The organism is Micromonospora sp. A3M-1-15, assembly GCF_024213425.1.
GTDB lineage: Bacteria > Actinomycetota > Actinomycetes > Mycobacteriales > Micromonosporaceae > Micromonospora > Micromonospora chersina.
Window position 1 is genome coordinate 1781044 of the sequence record NZ_JANAVK010000001.1, and the last position, 21580, is coordinate 1802623.

The 21580-nt window shown below is 73.7% G+C and carries 26 protein-coding genes, 1 tRNA gene and 1 pseudogene; 13 read left to right on the forward strand and 15 right to left on the reverse strand.

The annotated features are described in order from the left end of the window. Nucleotides 1-18: 18 nt before the first annotated feature. Nucleotides 19-1125, reverse strand: coding sequence for a TDT family transporter (locus NLX85_RS08225; RefSeq protein ID WP_254332980.1), 1107 nt, complete (start codon nt 1123-1125; stop codon nt 19-21). A 70-nt stretch (nt 1126-1195) separates the two neighbouring features. On the opposite strand from NLX85_RS08225, the gene NLX85_RS08230 reads away from it, so the two are divergent. Beyond that, the gene (locus tag NLX85_RS08230; RefSeq protein ID WP_254332982.1) at nt 1196-2107 is read left to right on the forward strand and encodes a LysR family transcriptional regulator; all 912 of its coding nucleotides are present in this window, start codon (nt 1196-1198) and stop codon (nt 2105-2107) included. A gap of 3 nt (nt 2108-2110) precedes the next feature. Here NLX85_RS08230 and NLX85_RS08235 read toward each other — a convergent pair whose 3' ends face one another. Next, complete coding sequence (locus NLX85_RS08235) at nt 2111-2596, reverse strand: low temperature requirement protein A (protein WP_254332984.1); 486 nt, start codon at nt 2594-2596, stop codon at nt 2111-2113. Nucleotides 2597-2617: 21 nt separating this feature from the next. Here NLX85_RS08235 and NLX85_RS08240 point away from each other — a divergent pair, with 21 nt between their 5' ends. Then, nucleotides 2618-3082: a DUF1579 family protein gene (locus NLX85_RS08240; RefSeq protein ID WP_254332986.1), complete on the forward strand. Its 465-nt coding sequence runs from the start codon at nt 2618-2620 to the stop codon at nt 3080-3082. A 21-nt stretch (nt 3083-3103) separates the two neighbouring features. On the opposite strand, the gene NLX85_RS08245 is transcribed toward NLX85_RS08240, so the two are convergent. Further along, nucleotides 3104-3850, reverse strand: a complete 747-nt coding sequence (locus NLX85_RS08245; RefSeq protein WP_254332988.1) for a metallophosphoesterase — start codon at nt 3848-3850, stop codon at nt 3104-3106. Nucleotides 3851-3980: 130 nt separating this feature from the next. Here NLX85_RS08245 and NLX85_RS08250 point away from each other — a divergent pair, with 130 nt between their 5' ends. From NLX85_RS08250 to NLX85_RS08270, 5 genes are all read left to right on the forward strand, one after another. Continuing rightward, entirely contained in the window at nt 3981-4427 is a 447-nt protein-coding gene (locus tag NLX85_RS08250) for a DUF3592 domain-containing protein (RefSeq protein WP_254332990.1), read from the forward strand. A gap of 205 nt (nt 4428-4632) precedes the next feature. After that, a complete protein-coding gene (locus NLX85_RS08255; RefSeq protein ID WP_254332998.1) occupies nt 4633-5007 on the forward strand; it encodes a YciI family protein in 375 nt (124 codons plus the stop codon). A gap of 316 nt (nt 5008-5323) precedes the next feature. Then, nucleotides 5324-6613: a low temperature requirement protein A gene (locus NLX85_RS08260; protein WP_254332999.1), complete on the forward strand. Its 1290-nt coding sequence runs from the start codon at nt 5324-5326 to the stop codon at nt 6611-6613. 117 nt (nt 6614-6730) lie between these two features. Continuing rightward, nucleotides 6731-7012, forward strand: a complete 282-nt coding sequence (locus NLX85_RS08265) for a hypothetical protein (RefSeq protein ID WP_254333001.1) — start codon at nt 6731-6733, stop codon at nt 7010-7012. A gap of 45 nt (nt 7013-7057) precedes the next feature. Next, the gene (locus NLX85_RS08270) at nt 7058-7516 is read left to right on the forward strand and encodes a tyrosine-type recombinase/integrase (protein ID WP_254333005.1); all 459 of its coding nucleotides are present in this window, start codon (nt 7058-7060) and stop codon (nt 7514-7516) included. Nucleotides 7517-7579: 63 nt separating this feature from the next. Here NLX85_RS08270 and NLX85_RS08275 read toward each other — a convergent pair. From NLX85_RS08275 to NLX85_RS08305, 7 genes are all read right to left on the reverse strand, one after another. Continuing rightward, a tRNA-Ala gene (locus NLX85_RS08275) sits at nt 7580-7656 on the reverse strand. A gap of 169 nt (nt 7657-7825) precedes the next feature. Further along, entirely contained in the window at nt 7826-8377 is a 552-nt protein-coding gene (locus NLX85_RS08280) for a dihydrofolate reductase family protein (RefSeq protein WP_254333007.1), read from the reverse strand. Nucleotides 8378-8471: 94 nt separating this feature from the next. Further along, nucleotides 8472-9257 (reverse strand): hypothetical protein, encoded by a 786-nt coding sequence (locus NLX85_RS08285; protein ID WP_254333009.1) that lies wholly within the window; start codon nt 9255-9257, stop codon nt 8472-8474. 178 nt (nt 9258-9435) lie between these two features. After that, a complete protein-coding gene (locus NLX85_RS08290; RefSeq protein ID WP_254333706.1) occupies nt 9436-10044 on the reverse strand; it encodes a GNAT family N-acetyltransferase in 609 nt (202 codons plus the stop codon). 88 nt (nt 10045-10132) lie between these two features. Beyond that, nucleotides 10133-11446, reverse strand: coding sequence for a gephyrin-like molybdotransferase Glp (gene glp / locus NLX85_RS08295; RefSeq protein ID WP_254333011.1), 1314 nt, complete (start codon nt 11444-11446; stop codon nt 10133-10135). Further along, entirely contained in the window at nt 11443-12438 is a 996-nt protein-coding gene (locus NLX85_RS08300) for a UTP--glucose-1-phosphate uridylyltransferase (protein WP_254333012.1), read from the reverse strand. Before NLX85_RS08300 ends, glp begins: the two co-directional genes overlap by 4 nt. A gap of 9 nt (nt 12439-12447) precedes the next feature. Further along, on the reverse strand, nt 12448-14637 hold the full coding sequence (locus NLX85_RS08305) for a diguanylate cyclase (protein WP_254333014.1): 2190 nt from the start codon (nt 14635-14637) through the stop codon (nt 12448-12450). An 83-nt stretch (nt 14638-14720) separates the two neighbouring features. On the opposite strand from NLX85_RS08305, the gene NLX85_RS08310 reads away from it, so the two are divergent. Further along, nucleotides 14721-15368: a 5-formyltetrahydrofolate cyclo-ligase gene (locus NLX85_RS08310; protein ID WP_254333016.1), complete on the forward strand. Its 648-nt coding sequence runs from the start codon at nt 14721-14723 to the stop codon at nt 15366-15368. Continuing rightward, a pseudogene (locus NLX85_RS08315) lies at nt 15365-15523 on the forward strand (FmdB family zinc ribbon protein); the annotation flags it as partial. The gene NLX85_RS08310 and the pseudogene NLX85_RS08315, both read left to right, overlap by 4 nt. 62 nt (nt 15524-15585) lie before the next feature. Here the strand turns inward: NLX85_RS08315 and NLX85_RS08320 are convergent. Next, nucleotides 15586-15768 (reverse strand): hypothetical protein, encoded by a 183-nt coding sequence (locus NLX85_RS08320; RefSeq protein ID WP_254333018.1) that lies wholly within the window; start codon nt 15766-15768, stop codon nt 15586-15588. A gap of 359 nt (nt 15769-16127) precedes the next feature. On the opposite strand from NLX85_RS08320, the gene NLX85_RS08325 reads away from it, so the two are divergent. Further along, on the forward strand, nt 16128-16718 hold the full coding sequence (locus NLX85_RS08325; protein ID WP_254333020.1) for a flagellar biosynthesis protein FlgA: 591 nt from the start codon (nt 16128-16130) through the stop codon (nt 16716-16718). Nucleotides 16719-16819: 101 nt separating this feature from the next. Here the strand turns inward: NLX85_RS08325 and NLX85_RS08330 are convergent, their stop codons facing one another. Next, complete coding sequence (locus NLX85_RS08330) at nt 16820-17005, reverse strand: hypothetical protein (protein ID WP_107079836.1); 186 nt, start codon at nt 17003-17005, stop codon at nt 16820-16822. A 158-nt stretch (nt 17006-17163) separates the two neighbouring features. Between NLX85_RS08330 and NLX85_RS33635 the strand changes: the two genes are divergently transcribed. Next, nucleotides 17164-17904, forward strand: coding sequence for a hypothetical protein (locus tag NLX85_RS33635; protein WP_374628059.1), 741 nt, complete (start codon nt 17164-17166; stop codon nt 17902-17904). 56 nt (nt 17905-17960) lie between these two features. Here the strand turns inward: NLX85_RS33635 and NLX85_RS08340 are convergent, their stop codons facing one another. Next, nucleotides 17961-18443, reverse strand: coding sequence for a DUF2231 domain-containing protein (locus NLX85_RS08340; RefSeq protein WP_254333022.1), 483 nt, complete (start codon nt 18441-18443; stop codon nt 17961-17963). A 175-nt stretch (nt 18444-18618) separates the two neighbouring features. Here NLX85_RS08340 and NLX85_RS08345 point away from each other — a divergent pair, with 175 nt between their 5' ends. Together NLX85_RS08345 and NLX85_RS08350 are read left to right on the forward strand one after the other, a co-directional pair. Then, nucleotides 18619-19047 (forward strand): Fur family transcriptional regulator, encoded by a 429-nt coding sequence (locus NLX85_RS08345; protein WP_091314440.1) that lies wholly within the window; start codon nt 18619-18621, stop codon nt 19045-19047. Nucleotides 19048-19101: 54 nt separating this feature from the next. Continuing rightward, nucleotides 19102-19953, forward strand: a complete 852-nt coding sequence (locus NLX85_RS08350; RefSeq protein WP_254333024.1) for an oxygenase MpaB family protein — start codon at nt 19102-19104, stop codon at nt 19951-19953. Nucleotides 19954-19966: 13 nt separating this feature from the next. Here NLX85_RS08350 and NLX85_RS08355 read toward each other — a convergent pair whose 3' ends face one another. Continuing rightward, nucleotides 19967-20812, reverse strand: coding sequence for a PD-(D/E)XK nuclease family protein (locus NLX85_RS08355; RefSeq protein ID WP_254333711.1), 846 nt, complete (start codon nt 20810-20812; stop codon nt 19967-19969). Between the two features lie 132 nt (nt 20813-20944). After that, entirely contained in the window at nt 20945-21559 is a 615-nt protein-coding gene (locus NLX85_RS08360; protein WP_091260721.1) for a MarC family protein, read from the reverse strand. Between the last annotated feature and the right edge of the window lie 21 nt (nt 21560-21580).

Consider the following 21580-nt stretch of genomic DNA (forward strand, 5'->3'; position numbering starts at 1 on the left):
TCCGCGCCCCGGCGGCCCTCACCTCGCCGGCGGTAGGAACAGGTGCCCGTGCCAGGCGCCGCGGACCGTGCGCGTGGCCACCGTCGCCCAGGCGGCCACCAACAGCCCGTACAGCAGCACCGCGAGCGTGGTCAGCATGGCCGAGCCGGCCCGGGTGGCCAGCCCGGTGACCCCGGTGACCAGCGTGCCGACCGGGAAGGTGAAGCTCCACCAGGTGAGCGAGAAGGGCAGCCCGGCACGCGCGGTGCGCAGCGTGATCGCGGCCGCCAGGGCCAGCCACACCAGGGCGAACCCCAGCACGGGTACGCCGTAGAGCACGGCGAGCATCTGCGCCCCGGCCGCGTACGGTTCGGGCAGCACCCCCTCGGCGGCCCGGCCGAGCAGGTGCGCCGCGGTGATGGACTGGCCGAGCGGCCCCAGCACGATCCACAGGGTGGGGACCATCCGGGCGGCGCCGACCCGGTGGACGACCAGCCGGTTCCAGAGCTGCGGCAGGATGACCAGGGTGGCGACCAGGCTGACGCCGAACATCGCGTAGCAGGCGATCACCAGGTCGAGCCGCGCCTGCCCGGCCGGCAGGTGCGGCACGAGCAGCGCGCCGTTCGCGGCCGAGACCATCGGCGGCACCACCGGCATCAGCCAGCCGCCGAACGCGGCGTCCGGCCCGATCCGGTGCCGGGTCATCATGAGGTACGGGATCGCCACCGCGGTCAGCAGGCCCAGCCCGGTCCCCACGCCCCACAGCAGGAGGTCGACCGCCACGGCGGCGGACTCCCCGATCAGCGCCGGCCCGAGCAGCAGCGCGCCGCCACCCACGGTCATCAGCGCCATGGGCGGCGCGCCCCAGAACTGCGCCATGACCGGGTCGGCCGCGTATCCGAGCGCGGTCTCCCGGTCTCGGCGCAGGTGCACCGCCCAACCGACGACCAGCGCCACGAGCAGCGCCGCCGCCGCGAGCCAGACGACGGTCGCCACGAATCGCAGCCCGGGCAGGTGCACGGGCAGACCGGCCGCGGCGGTGGCCACGATCCCGGTGCCCATCACCGAGGCGAACCAGTTCGGGCCGAGGTGGGCGGCGGTGCTTGGGCGACGCGGCAGGACGGGCGGCTGGTGCAGGGTGGTCATATGCCAACCCTCGGACCGCCGCGGCCGACCCGGTAGGCGGTGATCCCCTACCGAGCCATAACCTCTGCCTATGCCTCTGCCGCCGCAGGTGACCGACCTGAGCAGCCTCGACCTGCTGCTCTCCGTCGCCCGGCTCGGCAGCATCGGCCAGGCCGCGGCGGAACACCGCATCTCCCAACCGGCGGCCAGCGCCCGCCTCCGTCACCTGGAACGCCGGCTCGGCCTCACCCTGCTGCACCGCACTCCGCGCGGGTCCGCCCTCACCCCGACCGGGGCGCTCATCGCCGACTGGGCCCGCACCGTGGTGGACGCGGCCGACTCGTTCGCCGCCGCCGTGCAGGCGCTGCGCGTCACGAAGGAGAGCCGGCTCACCGTCGCGGCCAGCCAGACCGTCGCCGAATACCTGCTCCCGGCGTGGCTCGTGGCACTGCGCGTACGGCAGCCGGACCTCGCCGTCACCCTCCAGGCCGCCAATTCCGCGGAGGTGGCCGCCCGGCTCCTCGCGGACCGGGCCGACCTCGGCTTCGTGGAGGGTCCCGACCTGCCGGGCGGGCTCGACGCCGACACCGTGGCCACGGACCGGCTCACGGTGGTCGTCGCCCCTTCCCACCGGTGGGCGCGCCGGCGGCGCGGCATCACCCCGGCCGAGCTGGCCGCCGCGCCGCTGGTGGCCCGGGAGGCGGGCTCGGGCACCCGCCGGGCGCTGGAGAGCGCGCTGCGCGAGCAGGGTGTCGGCGAGGTCTCCGCGCCGGTCCTCGAACTCTCCTCGACGACGGCGATCAAGCACGCGGTCGGTGCGGGCAGTGGACCGGCCGTGCTGAGTTCGCTGGCGGTCAGCACCGAACTGGCCGCCGGCGCGCTGGTCGCGGTGCCGGTCCACGGGCTCGACCTGCGGCGCCGCCTGCGGGCGGTGTGGCCGGCGGGACGGCAGCTCACCGGGCCGGCGCGGGACCTCCACGCGATCGCCCGCCGGCACGGGTGACCGCTAGGGCGGCGGCGAGGGCGCCTCGCCCGGGTGCCTGCGCTCGCCCGCCGCGTCCCACACCGCCACCCCGGCCAGGATGATCGTGGCGGCAGCGGCGGCGAGCATCGGCGCACGGTGGATCAGCGCCGGCGTCACGGCGGCGAGCGCGACCAGTCCGATCACCCGGGACGGGGAGATCCGTGCGAACACCTCGTACTCCATGCGGGAGCGCCCGGCGAGGAAGAGTGCGGGCCCGCCGAGGATGACGGCGAGCCAGAGCGGTTCCTGGTGCCCGCGCGGTTCCCGGATGACGAGCGCGTAGCCGACGCCGGCGGCCAGCACGCCCGTCACGATGACCAACTGGGTGTAGTAGCCGGACCTGCCGAGGCGGTCCGGACGGGGTGCGACCTGGATGGCGGCGGCGAACACCGCCCCCGCCCGGTGGAAGTAGATCCGCCACATCGACGTCCCGGCGTGCGAGCAGGAGGAACGGATAGGCGGAACCACCGGCGGCCCTAGGGTGGGCGGATGATCCTCGCCGATTTCGCCGGCTCCTGGTCCGGCACCAACGGGTTCCGGTTGATGCCCACCGACCCGCTCGCCGGGTCACCGGCCACGATCACCGTGACGACGGCCGCCGGTGGTCACCTGACCTCGGTCGCCTACTCCTGGGCACACCCGGACGACGGGCCGCAGGACGGCCTGCTCGTCGTCGGGGCCGGCGAGCAGGAGGGCTCACTGGTCGCCGTGTGGGGTGACTCGTGGCACCAGCAGCCCACGCCGATGTCGTTGACCGGCGGCCCGGGAACCGGCGGGACTTTCGAGCTGAGGGGCGAGTACGGCGGCGGTTGGGCGTGGCGGATCGTGTTCGACGCGGCGGACGCCGGGCATCTGCGCATGCGGATGGACAACGTGATCCCCGCGGACCAGGCCACGGCCGAGATGCCCGCCGGGCCGTACCCGGTCATGGTCACCGAGGTCAGCCAAGCCTGACGTCGGGGCCCGCCCACCCGGTCATTCGGGAGCCGTCCGCACGTGGGTGGTGAGGGTGCCCTCGTCGTCGAGGACGTGGAACATCACGCCCGGCGGGTCGGCCAGGTCGGCGGTGTTGCGCCAGGTGAGCTCGTCAGTGGTGGTCCACGGCAGGCGGGTCGTGGACACCACGCCGGGCGCCGCGAGCAGCGGTCGACCGGCGAACGAGCCCGCAGCGGCGGCGTGGGCGTGTCCGCAGAGGACGGCCGCCACCCCGGGGGCCCGCTGGACGATCGCGGCGAACTCGTCGGCGTTGCCGAGCCGGATGCCGTCGACCAGCGGGTTGTGCAGGCGGATCGGATGATGATGCAGTCCGACGAGGACGGGCACATCAGCCTCGGCCAGGACCCCGCGCAGCCATTCCAGGGTCTCGGGAGCGAGCCGGCCGTCATCGCGACCGGGGATGGTGGAGTCGCAGAGGGCGAACAAAACGTCACCCACCCGGTGAAGCTGGTTGATCGGCGCGTCACCGTCGGCCCCCATCAGCACGGTGCGGTACGCCGACCGGTTGTCGTGGTTGCCCGGCAGCATGAGCACCGGAACGTCGGCGACGAGTTCGGCCTTGACCTGCTGGTACTCCGAGACCTCGCCGTGGTCGGCCAGGTCACCGGAGACGAGGATCAGGTCGATGTCGCAGCCGCGCAGGTAGCGCATCACCCGCCGGGTACGGGCCAGGGCGCGGTCACTCCCGTCGAGGTGGGTGTCGCTGATGTGCGCGATGATCATCATGCACCGATGGTGCGCACCGCCGAGGCCGCCGCGAAAGCACCAATCACCCTCGACTGGCCCGGCCACCGCACCATGAGCAGCGGCGCGCGCCACTCGATGCATCGTTGCCGACCGGTTCTAGAGTCCAGCCATGGTCCGACGACGGCCGAGCCGAAGACTCCTGCGGGCGCTCTCGGCGTTCGGCCTGGTCTTCACCTTCGCGCTCACGGCGCTGGCGACCTGGTCCATCGTCGACGACAGTCGCGGATCGGAGGCGGTCGCTGAGGTGCTGGACGTCGAGCATCGCGGGGCGCGGTCCTTTCTGACGGTCCGGTTCACCACAGGTCGGGGCGAGGTGTGCCAGGCGCTCCTCCGCGTCTCGGGCGACGCCAACCGGACCGTGGGCACCGGCGACCGGATCCGCGTCCACCACGCCGGGAGCGACCCGTGCCTCCGGGTGCGTGAAGCCGGCGATCGGTCCGGCTGGCTGATCGCCCTCGTCGCGGTGGTACTTCTGCTCACGTTCGCCATCCTCACCCGCGTCGCGTGGCGCCGGCCCCGACCGCCGCTCCCACTCCGCTACGCGGGCATGCCCTAGACCGGTGAACCTCGCGGGCCGTTCCGGTGTCCTGCTAATTGACGAGGCCGGGAGGTCAGACGGGGGATTCGCGTGCCCATCACTGCTTCTGACGTACGCCGACGGGGAAAAAATCATTCTGGCCCGGCGTCGGATCCGGGGCGAGTCGTTCGTAGAACAGGTGAGAGGCGGCCGGAAAGGGCCGCCGGGACAAGGGAGCCATGGGATGACGCGGTACCTGATCTCGTTCAATGCCGGCGCGATGGACCACATCCCCGAGGAGGAGATCCCCGACGTGGCCAAGGCCACGCACGCGGTGATCCAGGAGGCCGTGAACGCCGGCGTGTGGGTGTTCGGCGCCGGACTGCAGAGGCAGCGGGCGAGCGTCGTGGGCACCGACGGGGTCGTCACCGACGGCCCTTACCCGGAGACCAAGGAGGTGATCGGCGGGTTCTCGGTCGTCGACGTGGCCTCACGCGAGGAGGCGCTGGAGTGGGCCGCCAAGATCGCCGTCTCCTGCCGCTGCGCGCAGGAGCTCCGGGAGCTCCTGCCCGACCCCGAACTGGACGCGATGGTCGGCCAGGCGGACCGGCGACGGTGACATCCCGACGACGACTGATCGACGGAGACCCGCCAGGTTAGAGCGGGACCTGCGTGGCCACTGACGGCGCGGGTCTGCGGCCGGGGACCGGGCGTCGGACGACCCGGTCCCCGGGCCTGGCCGACCCGATCCCGCATGAGGCCACCGGCATCCTCGGCCGGCCGACTCGCGCAGAGAGATTCGTGCGGGATCGCGTCGCCCTCGTCTTCGGCATCGCGCTCGAAATCTTGATCTAGCGGGTGTACCTGGTAGCCGGAATCGGGCGAGGCACCGGCGAGGCAGCTGCTGGCGGCGCCATGCGCACATGATCTGCCCCGTGGCGTTCGTGCCGGCGGTGCCGGTCGAGCGGGCAGGCATTCGGCAACCTGCCCAAGCTGCCAGAAGTAGCGTGACCCCCATGGCCATGGAGAGCGGCGCTGGTGAACAGCCGAGGACGTACAGGCTGTCCGAGCGGGCCGGCTTCGTGGAACTGCTGTTCGACGTGGTTTTCGTGTTCACGTTCACTCGGCTATCCGACCGGATGGTCTCGGACCTCAACTGGCGAAGCGCCTACGCGACGTTCGTGCTGACCCTGGCGCTGTGGTGGGTCTGGTACCGGCTGGTGTGGGCCACGAACAGGTACGACTCGACCCGGCCAGCGATCCAGGTCTTGGTCATCGGCACCACGCTCGGCAGCCTGCTGATGGCCATCGCCGTGCCCGGGGCCTACGGCGACAGTGGTTTGCTCTTCGCGGGGGTCTACGTCGCGATCCAGATAGTGCGCCCGCTTTGGATCATTCTGATCGGCACAAACAAAGAGGTTCGCCTGGTCAGCGTCCGGAACCTCTTCTGGGCCCTCATCTCAGCGGTCCTGTGGATCGCTGGCGCCTTCACATCGATCGGAACGCGCGTGGCCTTGTGGAGCGTTGCCGTCGGCCTGGACTACATAGCCGGCGTCTTCGACTACCCCACGCCGGGACTCGGCCGGGCCGGGTTCCGAGCCCATCCGATCCAAGAAGACCACCTCACGGAGCGCTACCGGCAGCTCCTCATCATCGCGCTGGGCGAGACGATCCTGATCTCTGGCATCCAGATCAGCCCATACGGCCTGGAGCGGGACCGAGCCGCGGCCCTGCTGGTGTCATTCGTCATCACCGTTCTGCTGTGGCAGATCTACTTCTACCGTGCCGGTGAACTGCTTGCCGTCGCCATCGCCTCGGCACAGTCGCCGGCATACGTCGGCAGACTGGCGTCGTACGCGCACCTCATCATGGTCACCGGCGTCGGTCTCAGCGCCGTCGGCGACGAACTGATCATCTCGCACCCGCTCGGCCACACCGAGCGACGCTGGGTCATGGTCATCTTCGGCGGTCCTGCGGTATTCCTTGTCGGGCGGGCCCTGCTCGACTACGTGACCTTCAGCCACGTCTCCTGGTCTCGGCCAATCGGACTGCTAACGCTTGCCGCACTGGCACCCGTGACGCTCCCACTCCCCCCGGTCCTGGTCGCCGTCGCGGCGGCCGCCGTACTCACCGGAGTCGCCATCTCCAACGTGATCTCATGGCGGCTGTTCCCCCGCGTACCCAAACCAGCCGCACCCGGGCGAATGTCCTCCTACCGGCCCTGACCGGCCGACCTGAGACCGCCGGCCCTAACCTCTCCCTCGCCATCCCGTCGGCCTTCGTCCGCACACTGTGGAGGAGGTGGCGCCTGCTCGGCTTTGAACAACATCATGGATTCGGCCGTGGCCGACAAGGTGATGCCCGACAACCCCTGCAAGGCCATCCGGCTGTTCGCCATCCTGCGCAGCTTCTCCCGCGCGCCCAAGTGGGTACCGACCGAAGATGATGTGCTGGCCCTGGTCGACGTCGTGCCCGGCGAGTATCAAGCGGCGATCTGGGCCGGCGCAGGCGAGGGCCTGAGGCTCGGGGAAGTCCTCGGCCTGGAAGACAGCACCAGATGCATCGACCCGGACCGTCAAGAGCTGCACGTGGTTCAGCAACTGCGGTTCCACAAGGCGAGCTAGGGCGGCTTCTACCTCGCCCCACCCAAGGCCGGCTCAGTCGGTGACGTGGACCTGGACGACCACGTAGCGGGCGGCTTCGCGGAGCACGTGCGCAAGTACCCGCCCGCCTTGATCGAGCTGCCCGACATCACCGCCGGCACACCGGACCCGGGCAAGGAGCCCCGCAGCCGCCTGGTCCCGCTGCTTTTCACCGACGACCAGGGCCGACCCGTTCACGACCAGCGGTGGTCGGACCTGTGGCGAACCTGGCGCAAGGCCGCCGGCTGGCCCGACGAGGGCACTTTCCACTACCTGCGCCACTACTTCGCGACCCGCCTGATCACCTCGGGTGCGGACCCGACCGATGTCCAGAACGCGCTCCGACACTCCAGCCTGCGGATCACGCTGGAGACCTACGTGCACTGGTGGCCCAAGAAAGACCGCCGCCGCAACATCATCAGCACTGCCCTTCGCGACGCGAGCGCGCGACGCCGGACGGGCTCAACATCACAGAGTTCGCACTGATCTGGGCCGGATCTGGTCCTAGCGATCTTGCTAGCAAGCGTTGCCGCTGCTCAAAGGTGTTACTGGTGGAGCTGAGGGGATTTGAACCCCTGACCCCCTCGATGCGAACGAGGTGCGCTACCGGTCTGCGCCACAGCCCCTCCGCTGGCGAACCAGCGTCGGTCCCACCCGGCTTTCACCGGGCGGGCCGGCGACAAGGCTAACAGGTTCGGCGCCTCCGAAGCGAACCGCCCCCACCGCCTGAGCAGATCTTGGAGGGAACAGGCCCCCAGAGGGGCCCAAACCCTCCAAGATCTCGAAGCGACCGGATCAGGCGGGGGCGTAGGTCAGGTTCAGGACGCCGCTCTTCAGAGTGGCGCTGTCGACCAGGCGCAGGGGGTAGGTGGGCGTGTCCTCGAAGAGGCGCTGGCCGCGCCCCACGGCGATCGGGTGGACCAGCAGCCGCAGCTCGTCCAGCAGCCCGTTCGCCAGCAGCCACCGGACCGTGGTGGCGCCGCCCGACATGCCGATCTCCCCGTCGGCCTGCTCCTTGATCTCCCGCAGCCGGGCGGCGACCTGGTCGGCGTCGCCGGAGATCAGGTGCGAGTTCTCCCAGGTCGTCTCGGTGAGGGTGTTGGACAGCACGTACTTCGGCACCGAGTTGATGAACGACGCGAACTCCATGTCGTCCCCGGTCTGGTTCGGCCAGAACTCCGACCACTCCTGGTACTGGGTGCGCCCCATCAGGAACGCCGTGGTCGCCTCCACCCCGCGGCCGACGACTGCGCCCATCTCGTCGTCGAAGTAGGGGAAGTGCCACTGGTCGGGCCGCTCCACGACACCGTCCAGCGAGATGAAGAAGTTCGACACGATCTTGGCCATCACAGGCTCCCCTGTCCGCGGCCGGCCCTTGCACCGGCCCTCACCAACCCGTCGAACGGCACCCACCGGATTCGACAACACCGGCGGAAAAATTTCAGGCGCCCCGCCCGCTCTGGTACGGGCGTCCCCGCAGGCCGCCCGCGCGGCGGTAGGAGACCGAGCCGCCGCTCGCCGCGGGCGGCAGGTCCGCGGGCCGGTCCAGCCCCATGGCGGTACGCCGGACCGCCTCGCGCTGGGCGGCCAGCCGGCGCTGCGCCTCCCGCCGGGCGGCGGCACGCCGCGCCTGCTCGCGCCGCACCTCGGCCTGTCGGGCGGCCAGCCACGCCGCCTCCCGGGCCTCCGCGCGCCGCCGCCGGCGCTCGGCCAGGGCCCGCTGCCGCAGGTGTACGACGTACGCCACGAGCAGGGCGCCGGTGACCGAGACGCTGATCCAGAACCCGGGGCTGACCAGCACCACGCCGATCAGCTCGACGAAGTTGAGCAGCAGCAGCGCGGCGAGGACCCGCCGGCGGCGGTAGATGGCCGGGGTGTGCTGCCGGCGCTTCGCTGGGTGCCGTCGGCGGGACCTGGCCGGGGCGGGCGGCACCGACCGGAGCCGGCCCGAGCGACGCCGGGCGGGAGGCGCCGACACCGGACGGGCGAGACCGCCCGTGCCCGAGTCTTCACTGAGGGTGACGACGAGGGAGCGCGGCGGGTGCACCGGCCGCCGTCCGGGCACGGTGCGACGCCGACGGCGGCGCTGGAGCACCCGGGCCGTCGACTGCGCCCGCTCCGCCACCAGCCGCTCGGTGGCGTCGTACCGGCGGACCAGCGCCGGCGCGAGGGCGAGCAGACCGGCGGCGGCGAGGACGGCGAGGAGCACCGAGGTCGGCACCCTCACCCCTCCCGTCACCAAGTTCGGGGCGAGCGCCACACGACCGCAACTTCTTCCGTCGCCCGTCGTTTACGGCGCAGATCGTGCGGGCAGGCAGCGCTTGCCACAGCTTGCAGTTACTTGAGGTTACGGGCCGCCGACCGACTTCACCGTGCGCCGCGCCGGGCGTGGCGGGTGGGACGCTTCACCCGCGGTTGTCACGTACGCGGTGCCACCGGGCCAGCAGCCCGCCCTCGGCGGCCACTTCCTCACTGGTCATCGCGTATCCGATGTGGTCCCGCCAGGCGCCGTCGATGTGCATGTAGCGCACGTGGTAGGCCTCCTCGCGGAAGCCGAGCTTCTCCACCACCCGGCGGGACGGCTGGTTCTCCGGCCGGATGTTGACCTCGATCCGGTGCAGCCCGCCGGGGCCGAACGCGTGGTCCACGGCCAGGGCCACCGCCGTGGGGATGACGCCGCGACCGGCCACCCGGGAGTCCACCCAGTAGCCCACGTAGCCGGAGCAGAACGCGCGCCGCACGATGCTGCCCACGTTGACGTGGCCGACCAGCCGCTCCTCGCCGGCCTCGCGCAGGCAGACCGCGAACGGCATGCCGTCGCCGGTCCGCGCGGACCTCCGCTGGTCGGCGTGGACGAAGCGGAACGCGGCCGGCGAGTTCGTCTCGTCCCAGCTGCCCGGCACGTGGGACTCCCAGGGGGACAGCCAGGCCCGGTTGGCCCGCCGGATCTCCGACCAGGCCAGCGCGTCGGAACGCCGGTACGGCCGCAGCACCACCGGACCGTCCACCAGCACCGCTGGCCATCCGGGCGTCCGCCGGAACCAGCTCACCGGTTCAGCCTTCCACACGCGACCCGGGGGTCCGCAAGCTCACTTCCGACGCTCACCGGCGCCGGTCCAGCAGGAGCACGTCCACCGTGGAACCGGCCGCCGCGGTGGTGACCCGCTCGCCGAGGACGAGCAGGCCGTTGGCCTCGGCCAGGCCGGAGAGGGTGAACGGCCCACCGGCGAGCGGCTGCACCGTGTAACCCCCGCCACGCCGCTCCGCGACGTGCGCCGGGCGGAACTCGCGCAGACCCACCGGGGACGAGACCGTCTCCAGCAGGTGCGCCCGGACGCTGGGCCGGAACACCGGCTCGGCGCCGGCCAGCAGCTGGATGGCGGGGCGGGCCAGCACCTCGAAGCCGATCAGCGCCGCGCCGGGCTCACCGGGAAGACACACCACCGGCACCTCCTCGGCGCCGACCGTACCGAATCCGAGGGCCGTTCCGGGATAGAGGGCGACCTCGGTGAAGGCGACCGGCCCGGCCCGGCCGCCCTCCTTGCGGGACAGGATCCGGCGGACCATGTCGCCGGGGCCGGTGCCCGTGCCGCCGGTGGTGATGATCAGGTCGGCCCGCAGGGTCTGGTCCTCCAGCAGGCCCCGCAGCGCCTCCGGGTCGTCGTCGCAGATCCCGACCCGGTACGCCAACGCGCCCGCCTCGGCCGCCGCGGCGGTCAGCGCGTGCGAGTTGGTGTCCACCACCTGGCCGGGCTGGCTGCCCCGGCCGACGTCGACCAGCTCGTCGCCGGTGGCCACGACGACCACGCGCGGGCTGGGCCGGACCACCACGTGCCCGATGCCGGTGGCCGCGAAGACCGCGACCAGGGCGGGCGAGACGTACGTGCCGGCGCGGGCGAGCAGGGTGCCGGCGGGCAGTTCCTCACCGGCGCGCCGGACGCCGTACCCCCGCTTGGGGGCGCGGAAGATCTCCACGGCGGCCATGCCCTGGTCGGTCCACTCCACGGGGACCACCACGTCCGCGCCGACGGGCAGCGGCGCGCCCGCGGCCACGGAGAAGCAGGAGCCGGGGGTGAGCCGGACCGGCCGCCAGCTCGCCGCGCCCAGGTCACCGACCACGTTGAGCCGGATGCTGCGGCCACCGGGGATACCGGAGGGGGCCGGGACGTAGCCCGGCCCCCGGCTCCCTCCGGAGATGTCCTCCCAGCGCGCGGCGTACCCGTCCACCGCCGCCTGGTCGAAGGCGGGGTACGAGTGCGGGGCGACCACGTCCTCGGCGAGGACGTTGCCGTACGCCTGGGTGAGGTCGAGGTCGAGCGGAGGCAGCGCGCGTAACCTGCGCAGCACGCTGCCCAGGTAGTCGGCGAGCGGCGTCAACTCGTTCGCGGCCGCCTCGGCGTCGGCCGTCGCGGTCATGTACCGGCACCGCCGGACCGGTCACGCATGCCGTTCAGGATCGCCGCGGTGACCGTCTCGTCGCCGTTGTTGACGAAGTCGGTCAGCCACTTGCGGAACTCGGCGCCCAGGTCCTCGCGCTCGACGGCGATCTGCACCACGGTCTGGAGGTAGCCGAGCGGCTGGCCGGTGTCGTAGCGGGTGCCCCGGTAGACGATGGCGTGCACCGGCACCCCCTCGGTGCGCAGGAGCTCCATGGCGTCGGTCAACTGGATCTCCCCGCCGCTGCCCGGCTCGGTGCGCCGGATCGCGTCGAAGATCTTCCCGGGGAGCACGTACCGGCCGAGGACGGCGAGGTTGCTCGGCGCGTCCTCCGGCTTCGGCTTCTCCACCATGCCGGTGACCTTGACGACCTCGGCGAGGTCGCCGAACTCGTCACCGGCCGACTCGACGGAGGCGATCCCGTAGCGCGACGTCTCCCCCGGGTCGACCTCGAAGAAGGCCAGCACGATGCCGCCGGTGCGGGCCTGAAGGTCCAGCATGGCCGGCAGCAGCGGCTCGTCCATCTTGACGAACTCGTCGCCGAGCAGCACCGCGAAGGGCGCGTCACCCACGTGCGACTCGGCGTAGCCGACGGCGTGGCCGAGGCCGAGCTGCTCGGGCTGGCGGCAGGTGTAGATCTCGGCCAGCTCTTCGGGGCGGCGTACGGCCTCCAGCAGGTCGGGCTTGCTCTCCAGCCGCGCCTCCAGGTCGGGCCGGCGGTCGAAGTGGTCCACCATCGACGTCTTGCCGCGGCCGGTGATCAGCAGCACGTCGGTCAGGCCGGCCTGTGCGGCCTCCTCGACGATGTACTGGAGCACCGGCCGGTCGACGACCGGCAGCAGCTCCTTGGGGATCGCCTTCGTGGCCGGCAGGAACCGGGTGGCCAGGCCGGCGGCCGGGATGACGGCCTTGACCGCGCGGGAGCGACCGGTCGCGGCGGTCGCTGAGGGGTTCGCTGAGTGCTCCGACATGTCGCGAGACTATCGGCCACGGCTCTGCCGCGGCGGGTGAGGACCGGAAGACGCGCCGCCCTGTGCCACCGGCGCGGCGTCCCCGGCGCCGGCCCGGGGCAGTCCGTCGGGCGGGCTGACCGCCGCCGCCACCACGGGGATCTCCTGGGTGGGGACCGGGTCGGGGGCCCGGGCCAGCCGGTAGCCGTCCCGGCCGGCGGCCTTGGCCGCGTAGAGCGCGTCGTCGGCGGCGTCGAGCACCTGCTGGCCGCCGGCCGCGTGGTCTGGGTAGACGGCGATGCCGATCGAGACGGTGACCGGCACCGCGATCGGCTCCCCGGTGTGCCCCTCCACCCGCACCGGCTGGTCCCGGACCACCGAGCCGAGCCGCTCGGCGACGATGGTGGCGCCGCGGGCGTCGGTCTCCGGCAGCAGCACCACGAACTCCTCGCCGCCCTGCCGGAACGCCAGGTCGACCTCGCGGATCTCGCCGCGCACCCGGCGGGCGAACTCGACCAGCACCGCGTCCCCGGCGGCGTGCCCCCAGGTGTCGTTGACGTCCTTGAACCGGTCCAGGTCGAGGGCGAGCACGCTGAGCATCCGGCCGAACCGGTTGGCCCGTTCCACCTCGCGCCGGATCGACTCGCGCAGGTAGCGGTAGTTCCACAGCCCGGTCAGCGGGTCGGTCAGGGAGAGCCGCTGCGCCTCCTCGTGCACCCGGACGTTCTCCACCGCCACGGCCGCGTGGCCGGCGAAGGTCCGCAGCGTGACCAGGTCGCCGTCGTCGAACTCGTCCGCACCGGGCCGGTCGTAGAGGGCCAGCACACCGAGCGCGCCACATTCTGCGGCGTCGTCGTCGGCCGGCGGATGGCCGGGCCGGTCCGGGCCGCCGCGCGGTTCCGCGGCGCGGGGGGCGGCGAAGGGCACCGCCACGTACGTCTCGCAGGACGGCTCCCCGGTCGGCTGCTCCGCCGGCTCCCACCGGCCGCGCAGCGGCTCCCCGGTGGCGGCCACCCTGCCCAGGACCCCGGCGCCGACCGGCACCCGCAGTGTCGCCGGATCGGCCGGGTCCTCGGTCGGCCAGCGCCCGTCCAGCCCTTCGACGCACTGGCCGACCAGGACGCCGTCGCCGTCGAGCAGCAGCACCGCGCCGGCCCGGGCGCCCGTGGCGGCGATCGCGCTGTGCAGGATCACCCGCAGGATGCGCTGCAGGTCGTGGGTGCTGGCCAGGGTGTCGCCGAGCACGGTCAGGTGGCCGCGGAGCTGGTCCCGGCTGCTGGTCAGCGCGGCCACGTAGCTGCCGGTCTCCCGGGTCATCCGGTTGAACGCGCCGGCCAGCCGCCCGATCTCGTCCCGGCTGCGGACCGGCACCCGGGCGGTCAGGTCGCCGTGCGCGACCCGGTCCACCGCGCCGGCCAGCTCGACCAGGGGCCGGGTGGTCACCCGGGCCAGCCGCCAGGCGGCCAGGACGGCCAGCAGGGCGGCCAGCACCACCGCGCCGACCAGGGCGGCGTAGAGGCCGGGCGGGCGCTCCCCCGGCACCGAGAGCACCAGCGGCAGCGGCTGGCCAGGAGACGGGCCGACCCGGCGCACGTATCTTCCGTCCGCCGTGTCGGTCACCCGGTCCCCGTCCGCCTCGCGGGCGGCGGCCAGCACCGCTGCGCGTACCTCCCGGTCCTCGGTCGTGTGGGTGATCCGGCCCGGGTCGTCGAGGAGGGTGACCCCGACGCCGGTCACCGCGGCGAGCCGCGCCACGAAGGCCGGGTCGACGGGCTGCGCGGCGGCGACCGTGCCCAGGTCGGCGCCGGCCGGATCGCGGAGCCGGACCCGGGCGGCGAGGGCGCGGACCGGGCCGGTCGCCGCGTCGGCGGCGCAGTCCTGCCAGGGCCCGGCCGGGCCGCCGAGGGTGGCGTAGCTGGTCCGGCCCGTGGTGTCGACGATCTGCACGGCGGCGGCCAGTCCGCGGCCGACCACCTGGTCGGCCGCGCGAGGCCGGGCGGCCGGGTCGGCGACGAGCGCGACCGCGTCGGCCGCCGCGCGGAGCTGTTGACAGAGGGCGTCGACGGAGGTGCGCACGCCGGCCGCCGCCAGGCCCAGCCGCTCGGTGGCGCGGCCGCGGTCGACGGCGCTCAGGGTGGACCCGACGAAGAACGCGCCGAGCAGGACAGGGCCGAGCACCACCGTGAGGAACGCCGCCGTCAACCGCCCGCGTAGCGTCAAGCTTCCCCCCGGAAGTTCCGCGCCCCTTCCTGCGATGCTGACACAGAGCGACCGGGAGGCAAGCGTTGCGTCAGGAGTGTTGCGTGCCGGAATTTTCTGATGGAGCGGATGTGGCCAAGCGGGACCTGCGTATCACCCTGCTCGCCCACCGCCGGTCGCTGCCGGCGCCGCGCCGGGCGGAGGCGGCGGCGTCCGTCCAGGCCGAGCTTGTCGCTCTGGTACGCCGGCTGCGCCCGGCCCGGATGACCGCGTACGTGCCGGTCGCCTCGGAGCCCGGCGGCGACGACCTGCCCGCGGTGCTGCGGGCGGCGCTGCCGCCGGCGGCGGAGCTGCTGCTGCCGGTGCTCCTCGACGACCTCGACCTGGACTGGGCGGCCTACACCGACCCGGAGTCGCTGCGGGCCGCCGGCCGGGGCCTGCGCGAGCCGACCGGCCCGCCGCTGGGGAGCGCGGCGGTGGCCGGGGCCGACCTGGTGGTGGTGCCGGCGCTGGCGGTGGACCGCCGGGGCTTCCGGCTGGGCCGGGGCGGCGGCTCGTACGACCGCGCTCTGGCCCGGGTGCCCGCCACGGTCCCCACGGTGGCGCTGCTGCACGACGGGGAGCTGGTCGAGGCGGTACCGGCCCACCCGCACGACCGGCCGGTGCGCTTCGTGATCACGCCGGGCGGCGGGCTGGTGGCGGTGCCGGATGTGGCCCGGGGCGCTTCCGCTGGACGAACCCGGGTCCCATGACGCACCATTGGCACTCGAATCCGTCGAGTGCCAACCGGCCGTGCCGAGATCCGGAGGAGAACGTGCCCACGTACCAGTACGCCTGCACCGCGTGCGGCCACCAGCTCGAGGCGGTGCAGTCCTTCTCTGACGCGCCGCTGACCGAGTGCCCGGCGTGTGAGGGGCGGCTGCGCAAGGTCTTCAACTCGGTCGGCATCGTGTTCAAGGGCTCCGGCTTCTACCGTACGGACTCCCGTTCGTCCGGTTCCGAGAGCGCCACGAGCACCGCGAGCAAGCCGACCAAGTCGGAGTCGTCGACCAGCGGCTCGTCCAGCAGCTCCACGACCGGCTCGAGCAACGGCTCGTCCGCCGCGTCTTCCGGCTCGTCCTCCGGCTCGTCGTCCGGCTCGTCGACCAGCAAGGCGGCAGCCAGCAGTTCCTCCTGACCGAGTCAAACTCCCGGAAAGTGGTCATCCCGCGCGGATGGCCACTTTTCGCGTTCCCGGGCTTGTTCCCCCGGCACGTGGCGCCCGCCATCCCCGGCGTTGATCAAGAAGTTTGCGTCAAAATCTCACGCCATCCTGACGCAAACCTCTTGATCAACGACGTCTAAGGCGGGCCACGCCCGCACCGAGGTCGTCGGTCCTTGGGCAGGCGTTTGCCGGTGCTTGTCCACAGGCCGGCGGGTTTTCCACAGGTGAGCTCGCTGGGGCGGCGGCCACCGTCGGCTGCCGCCTAACCTGCCCGCGTACTGGTCGGATCGGTGGGCGGGAGGGCGACGTGGCGGGTGGGGAGGCATCGCTGCGGCCGGTGCGCTGGCGTGGGCTGCCCCGGGGCCGGACGCTGCTGCGGGTGGTGCTGGTCGCGATGCTGCTCGGGCTGGCCGCAGCCGTTCTGAAGACTCCGGCGGGCTGTCGGCCCGGCGGGAGCCCGGCCGGGGCTCCCACCCCGACCGGCGGCGCCCCGGCTGCCGGCGCCCCGGCCTCCGGTGGCGGCGCGCCGGGTGACGGCGTCCAGGCGGGTGGTGGCGGTCCGCCGGGTGGTGGCGTCCAGGCCGGTGGCGATCGTCGGGCCGCTGCCCTTCCGCTGCCGGCCGGGGCGGTCGGGGTGCCGATCCGGCTCGCCGAGCCGGCCGCGCTGGCCGTGCTCCGCCCCGGCGCCCGGGTGGACCTGCTGGTCGTGCCGGCCGGTGGGGCGACGGGAGCGGCGGCCACGCTGCTCGCGCCGCGGGCGCTCGTCCTCGACGTGGTGGGCGCTGCCGGGGCGGTCGACGGCTCCTCGGCGCTCTACCTGGCGCTCCGCCCCGAGCAGGCCCAGCGCGCGGTCGGCGTGCCCGAGGGCAGCCGCTTCGCCGTGGTGGTCCGCGAATGACCCGGTTGGTCCGGGCGGCCTTCACCGCCGGGGCCGGCTCCGGAGCCTTCGCTCGCAGCAGGGGCCGGCGGCCGCGATGGCGTCAATCGGCCGCAGGCGGGTCAGTCCCAGTGCGGGGGGCGCTCGGCGAGCAGCCAGTCCTCGTTGCCGGACGACCGCTCGCCCCAGCCGCGGTCGGTGTCGTCGGTGGTCTGCTCGGGCAGCACCACGAAGTCTTCGCTGAGGTCGACCACGCGGTCGTCGTCGCCGCGCGGGACACGGATGCCGGGATCGCTCACGAGCGGCAAGGATACCGCCGGAAGGACGCCAGCTCGACCGTCGCGGCCCGAGCGCCGGCCACGGTGGGCCACCCGGGTGCGGCAGGCGGGGGTTCCGCGCGGTCGACCCGGCCCGCCCCGTCGCGTCGGGCGGCCGACCGGCCGGGGCGTTGGTAGCGTCGGACGGCGTGACGACGCCGAGCGGTGGCAGCCCCGAGGACGAGACCTGGCGACGCCCGGACGAGCCGGCCGGCGAGGCCCCGGCACCCGGCACCCCGCGACCGGGCACAGGCCGCTCGGTGCCGGCGGCGGGCACCGACCAGGCCGCCGGCTCGACCTCCGACACGGCCGAGACCCCGGGCGAGTCCGGGATCACCGGCTCGACCTCAGGCGAACCCGAGACCACCGGCGAGTCCGAGACCACCGGCGTGGCGGAGACCGGCCGCGAATCCGGGCGCGGCGGCTCGACCCCCGGCGTGGCCGAACCCGCCTCGACCTCCGCTGCGGTCGGCATCGGTCCCGGCCCGGAGGCCAGCCCCTGGTCGCGCGCCGGCCACACCGACAACCCGTGGGCGCGGCCCGGCCAGGGTGCCGCCTCGACCGGCGGCTGGCCCGGACAGGCTGGCCCCACCGGAGGCTCGCCCGGCCAGGCAGCCCCGGTCGGCGGCTGGCCGCAGCAGGGTGGCTGGGGCCCGGGTGGCGCGCCGGGCGGCTACGCGGGGCCGCCGCCGACCATCCCGCCGCCGCCGGGCTGGCGCCCGCCGGTGCACGTGCGGCCCACACCGCCCCGCCAGCTCCCGCCGCAGGACATGGCCGCCATGGACCAGGCCGAGGGGCGGGCCCAGCGGCTCACCTACGGCATCGGCGCCGTCGTCGGCGTCGTGCTGGTGCTGCTCACCTGCCTGCTCTGCTCGCGCCTGCTCTTCTGAGCCGGTCTTCTGAGCCGGCCGGCGCGGCCGATCCGAGCGCCCCGGCCGACCCGGGGTCAGACGATGCCGCTCCAGACCATCTTGGCTCCGCTGTCACCGGTCAGGTAGACGTACACGAGCGCGAAGACGGCCAGCACGACCGCCACGCCGGTGAGCACCAGGGGCAGCCAGCGGGGCAGGTCGCGGGTGCGGGGCAGGCCGCTGGTCACCAGCAGCAGCAGGAGCGCCGCGACGGCCAGCCCGACGGTGAACCAGAGCAGGTTCTCGCCGTACTCGGAGTGTTCGTGGATCTTCTGGAGGCCCTCGGGCGGGTAGCCCCGCTTGCGGAGCACCTCCTCCAACTCCTCGCCGGACTCCGTCGCCACCCAGGTGACGATGGGGGTGAGCACGGCGAGGACCGCCACCGCCCAGCCCATCCGGGGCCGCCAGCGGGGCAGCAGCCCGTACGCGACGGAGAGCAACGCCAGCAGCGGCACCAGCACCACGGCGGCGTGTACGACCAGGACGTGGCCCGGCAGGCCGTTGACTTCCCTGAACACCGACACCTCCGGCGAGTGGACGGGATCGCGCGGTCAGCGTACGACGGGATGATCCGCCGTCGCCCGTTCCGTACATCGACACACGCACGTGTGCCCGCCATGGTTCACCTGTGGTCCGGGCCACCCGCGGTCACGCTCGCTTGTCGGTCCGGGGGCACCGTGCTGTCATGGACGCATGTCCACCGGTGAGGAGCTGCTCCGGTCGAGGGGCCTGCGGGTCACCCGACCGCGCCTCGCCGTGCTGGACGTGCTCGCCGCCGGCGGTCACCTCGAGGTCGACGAGATCACCCGCCGGGTCCGCGAGCGCCTCGACTCGGTCTCCACCCAGGCTGTCTACGACGTGCTCGGCGCGCTCTCCCGGGCCGGGCTGTCCCGCCGGATCGAGCCGGCCGGCAGTCCCGCCCGGTACGAGGCCCGCGTCGGGGACAACCACCACCACGTGGTGTGCCGGGGCTGCGGCGAGATCGCCGACGTGGACTGCGCCACCGGCGACGCCCCGTGCCTCGACCCGAACGTGTCGCACGGCTTCGAGGTGGACGAGGCGGAGGTGACCTTCTGGGGTCTCTGCCCGGCCTGCCAGGCCCGCCGCTCCGCCGACGACTGACGGCCGCCGGCCGGGAGACGGCCGGGTCCGCCCGGCGCGTGGCACTCTTGGGCGGTGGATTCCGATGACCTCGGCCTGTTCGGTCCGGGATCGGTCACGTGGAAGGTGCACGAGGAGCCGATCCTGATCGTCGCCGGCCTGCGTTCGCTCTACCTCCAGGCGCTGCACCCCCGGGCGATGGCCGGCGTGGCGCAGAACAGCAACTACAAGTCGGACGCCTGGGGCCGGCTGATCCGCACGGCCACCTACGTGGCGACGACGATCTACGGCACCACCGCCGAGGCGGAGGCGGCCGGCCGGCGGCTGCGTACGCTGCACGCCCGGATGCGGGCCACCGACCCGTTCACCGGCGAGCGGTTCCGGATCGACGATCCCGACCTGCTGCGCTGGGTGCACGTCACGGAGGTCGAGTCGTTCGTGAGCACCGCCCGCCGGGCCGGGCTCGCGCTGACCGACGACGAGGTGGACGGCTACTACACCGAGCAGCGCCGGGCGGCGGCCCTGGTCGGGCTGGACCCGGCCGGGGTGCCGGGCACCGCCGACGAGGTGGCCGACTACTACCGCCGGGTCCGGCCCGAGCTGCGGATGACCAAGGAGGCGGCCGAGACGGCGCTCTTCCTGACCGCCCCGCCGATCCCGTGGAAGCTCAGCCTGCCGGTGAAGCTGGGCCTGCACCTCGGCCCGCCGCGCTGGGCTTACCTGGGGATCGCCGGCACGGCGTTGGCGCTGCTGCCGGCCTGGGCCCACCGGCTGTACGGCGGCCTCGGCCTGCCCACCACCGCGCTCTCGGCGGACCTGAGCGTCCGCGCGTTGCGACTGGCCCTGGCGGCGGTGCCGCGCCGCTACCGGGAGGGCCCGTTGCAGCAGGCCGCCAAGGAGCGCGCCGCCCGCCTCGCCGCCGCCTGACGGGGGCGTCGGGTCAGTCCTGGTCGGCGGCCGGCTCGGCGGGGCGCTCCACTGCCGCCCACGGGTCCTTGCCGGGTGCCTGCGCGCCGGCCGGGCAGGTGCGCCGGTAGTCGCACCAGCCGCAGCGCGGCCCCGGCTCGGTGGGGAACGCCGCGTCGGGGTCGGCGCCGCCGGCGACGGCCCGTTCGGCGGCCATGATGTCCCGGGCGGTGTCCTCGGCGCGGGTGAGCTGCCGCTGCAACGACTCCGGGCTGTGCTCGTGCGCGGCGACCGTGCCGGTGGGCAGGTGGTGCAGCTCGACCCGGCGGCACGGGCGGCGGAAGACCCGCTCGGCGGCGTACGCGTAGAGCGCGAGGGCCTGCGAGCCCCGCGCGTCGTCGCTGTCCAGCCCGGTGCGGCCGGTCTTGTAGTCGACGATGACCAGCTCGGGGCGGCCGTCGGGGCCGGGGCGGGAGTCGATCCGGTCGGTGCGGCCGTTGAAGGCGAGCACCGCCGTCTTCACGGCGACCACCCGCTCCACCCCGACCGGCTCGTCGGCCGGGTCGAGCCCCGCCACGTAGGACTCCAGCCAGGACAGCGCCCGCCGGAAGGCGTCCCGCTCCTGCTCGTCGTCGCGGTAGCCCTCGCGCACCCAGGTGCCCTTGAGCAGGGTGCCCAGCACCTCGGGGCGGCGGCGGTCGGGGGCCAGCGCGTACCAGTTCTTCAGGGCGGTGTGGACGCTGGCGCCCAGCGAGTTGTGCGCCCACGGCGGGCCCTTGGGCGGCGCGGGGCGGTCCACGTACGAGTAGCGGTAGCGGCGGGGGCAGTCGGCGTAGGCGCCGAGCTTGCTGGGCGTGCAGACGAAGAGCCGCTCCGGCATGCCCTCGAAGCCGAGCTGCTCGGCCTGCTCGGCGCGGGGCCGGGGTGGCCGGCCGCCGGTGGGTCGCCCGGTCGGGGAGGGTCGTCGCACGCCTGAGATCCTGCCACCTCGGTACGACAGCGCCGCGACGGCTCAGCCCATGGTGAGGTACTGCGTGACGAACGCGGCGATCGCGTCGGCGATGAGCTGCACGGCGATGGCGGCCAGCAGCAGGCCGGCGATGCGGGTGAGCACCTCGATCCCGCCCGGCCGGAGGACCTTGACGATGCCGCCGGAGAAGCGCAGCACCACCCAGACCGCGACCATGACCGCGACGATCGCGGCGGCGATGGCGAGGTAGTCGGTGAAGCCGCCGGCCTGCTGCACGAAGAGCATGGTGGCGACGATGGCGCCGGGACCGGCCAGCAGCGGGGTGCCCAGGGGCACCAGCGCGATGTTGGAGGTGGCCTGCTGGTTCGGGTCGTCGGACTTGCCGGTCAGCAGCTCCAGGGCGACGAGGATCAGCAGCAGCCCGCCGGCGGCCTGCAAGGCGGGCAGGTCGACGTGCAGGTAGGCCAGGATCGTCTGGCCGGCCACGGCGAACACCACGATCACCCCGAGCGCCAGCGCGACGGCCTGCCACGCGGCCCGGTTCCGGTCGCGGGCGGCCAGCGGGCCGGTCAGCGCGAGGAAGATGGGCATCATGCCGGGCGGGTCGACGATCACCAGCAGGGTCACGAAGACCTCGCCGAAGAGCTTGAGATCCACCCGGACACGGTAGCCGCGCGG

Coding starts and splice junctions, on each gene's coding strand:
- NLX85_RS08280 (WP_254333007.1), bottom strand. CDS start 8,377: ATGGCCAAGATCGTGTCGAACTTCTTCATCTCGCTGGACGGTGTCGTG.
- NLX85_RS08250 (WP_254332990.1), top strand. CDS start 3,981: ATGGTCCGACGACGGCCGAGCCGAAGACTCCTGCGGGCGCTCTCGGCG.
- NLX85_RS08225 (WP_254332980.1), bottom strand. CDS start 1,125: ATGACCACCCTGCACCAGCCGCCCGTCCTGCCGCGTCGCCCAAGCACC.
- NLX85_RS08300 (WP_254333012.1), bottom strand. CDS start 12,438: ATGTCGGAGCACTCAGCGAACCCCTCAGCGACCGCCGCGACCGGTCGC.
- NLX85_RS08240 (WP_254332986.1), top strand. CDS start 2,618: ATGATCCTCGCCGATTTCGCCGGCTCCTGGTCCGGCACCAACGGGTTC.
- NLX85_RS08245 (WP_254332988.1), bottom strand. CDS start 3,850: ATGATGATCATCGCGCACATCAGCGACACCCACCTCGACGGGAGTGAC.
- glp (WP_254333011.1), bottom strand. CDS start 11,446: ATGACCGCGACGGCCGACGCCGAGGCGGCCGCGAACGAGTTGACGCCG.
- NLX85_RS08230 (WP_254332982.1), top strand. CDS start 1,196: ATGCCTCTGCCGCCGCAGGTGACCGACCTGAGCAGCCTCGACCTGCTG.
- NLX85_RS08345 (WP_091314440.1), top strand. CDS start 18,619: ATGTCCACCGGTGAGGAGCTGCTCCGGTCGAGGGGCCTGCGGGTCACC.
- NLX85_RS08255 (WP_254332998.1), top strand. CDS start 4,633: ATGACGCGGTACCTGATCTCGTTCAATGCCGGCGCGATGGACCACATC.
- NLX85_RS08355 (WP_254333711.1), bottom strand. CDS start 20,812: ATGCCGGAGCGGCTCTTCGTCTGCACGCCCAGCAAGCTCGGCGCCTAC.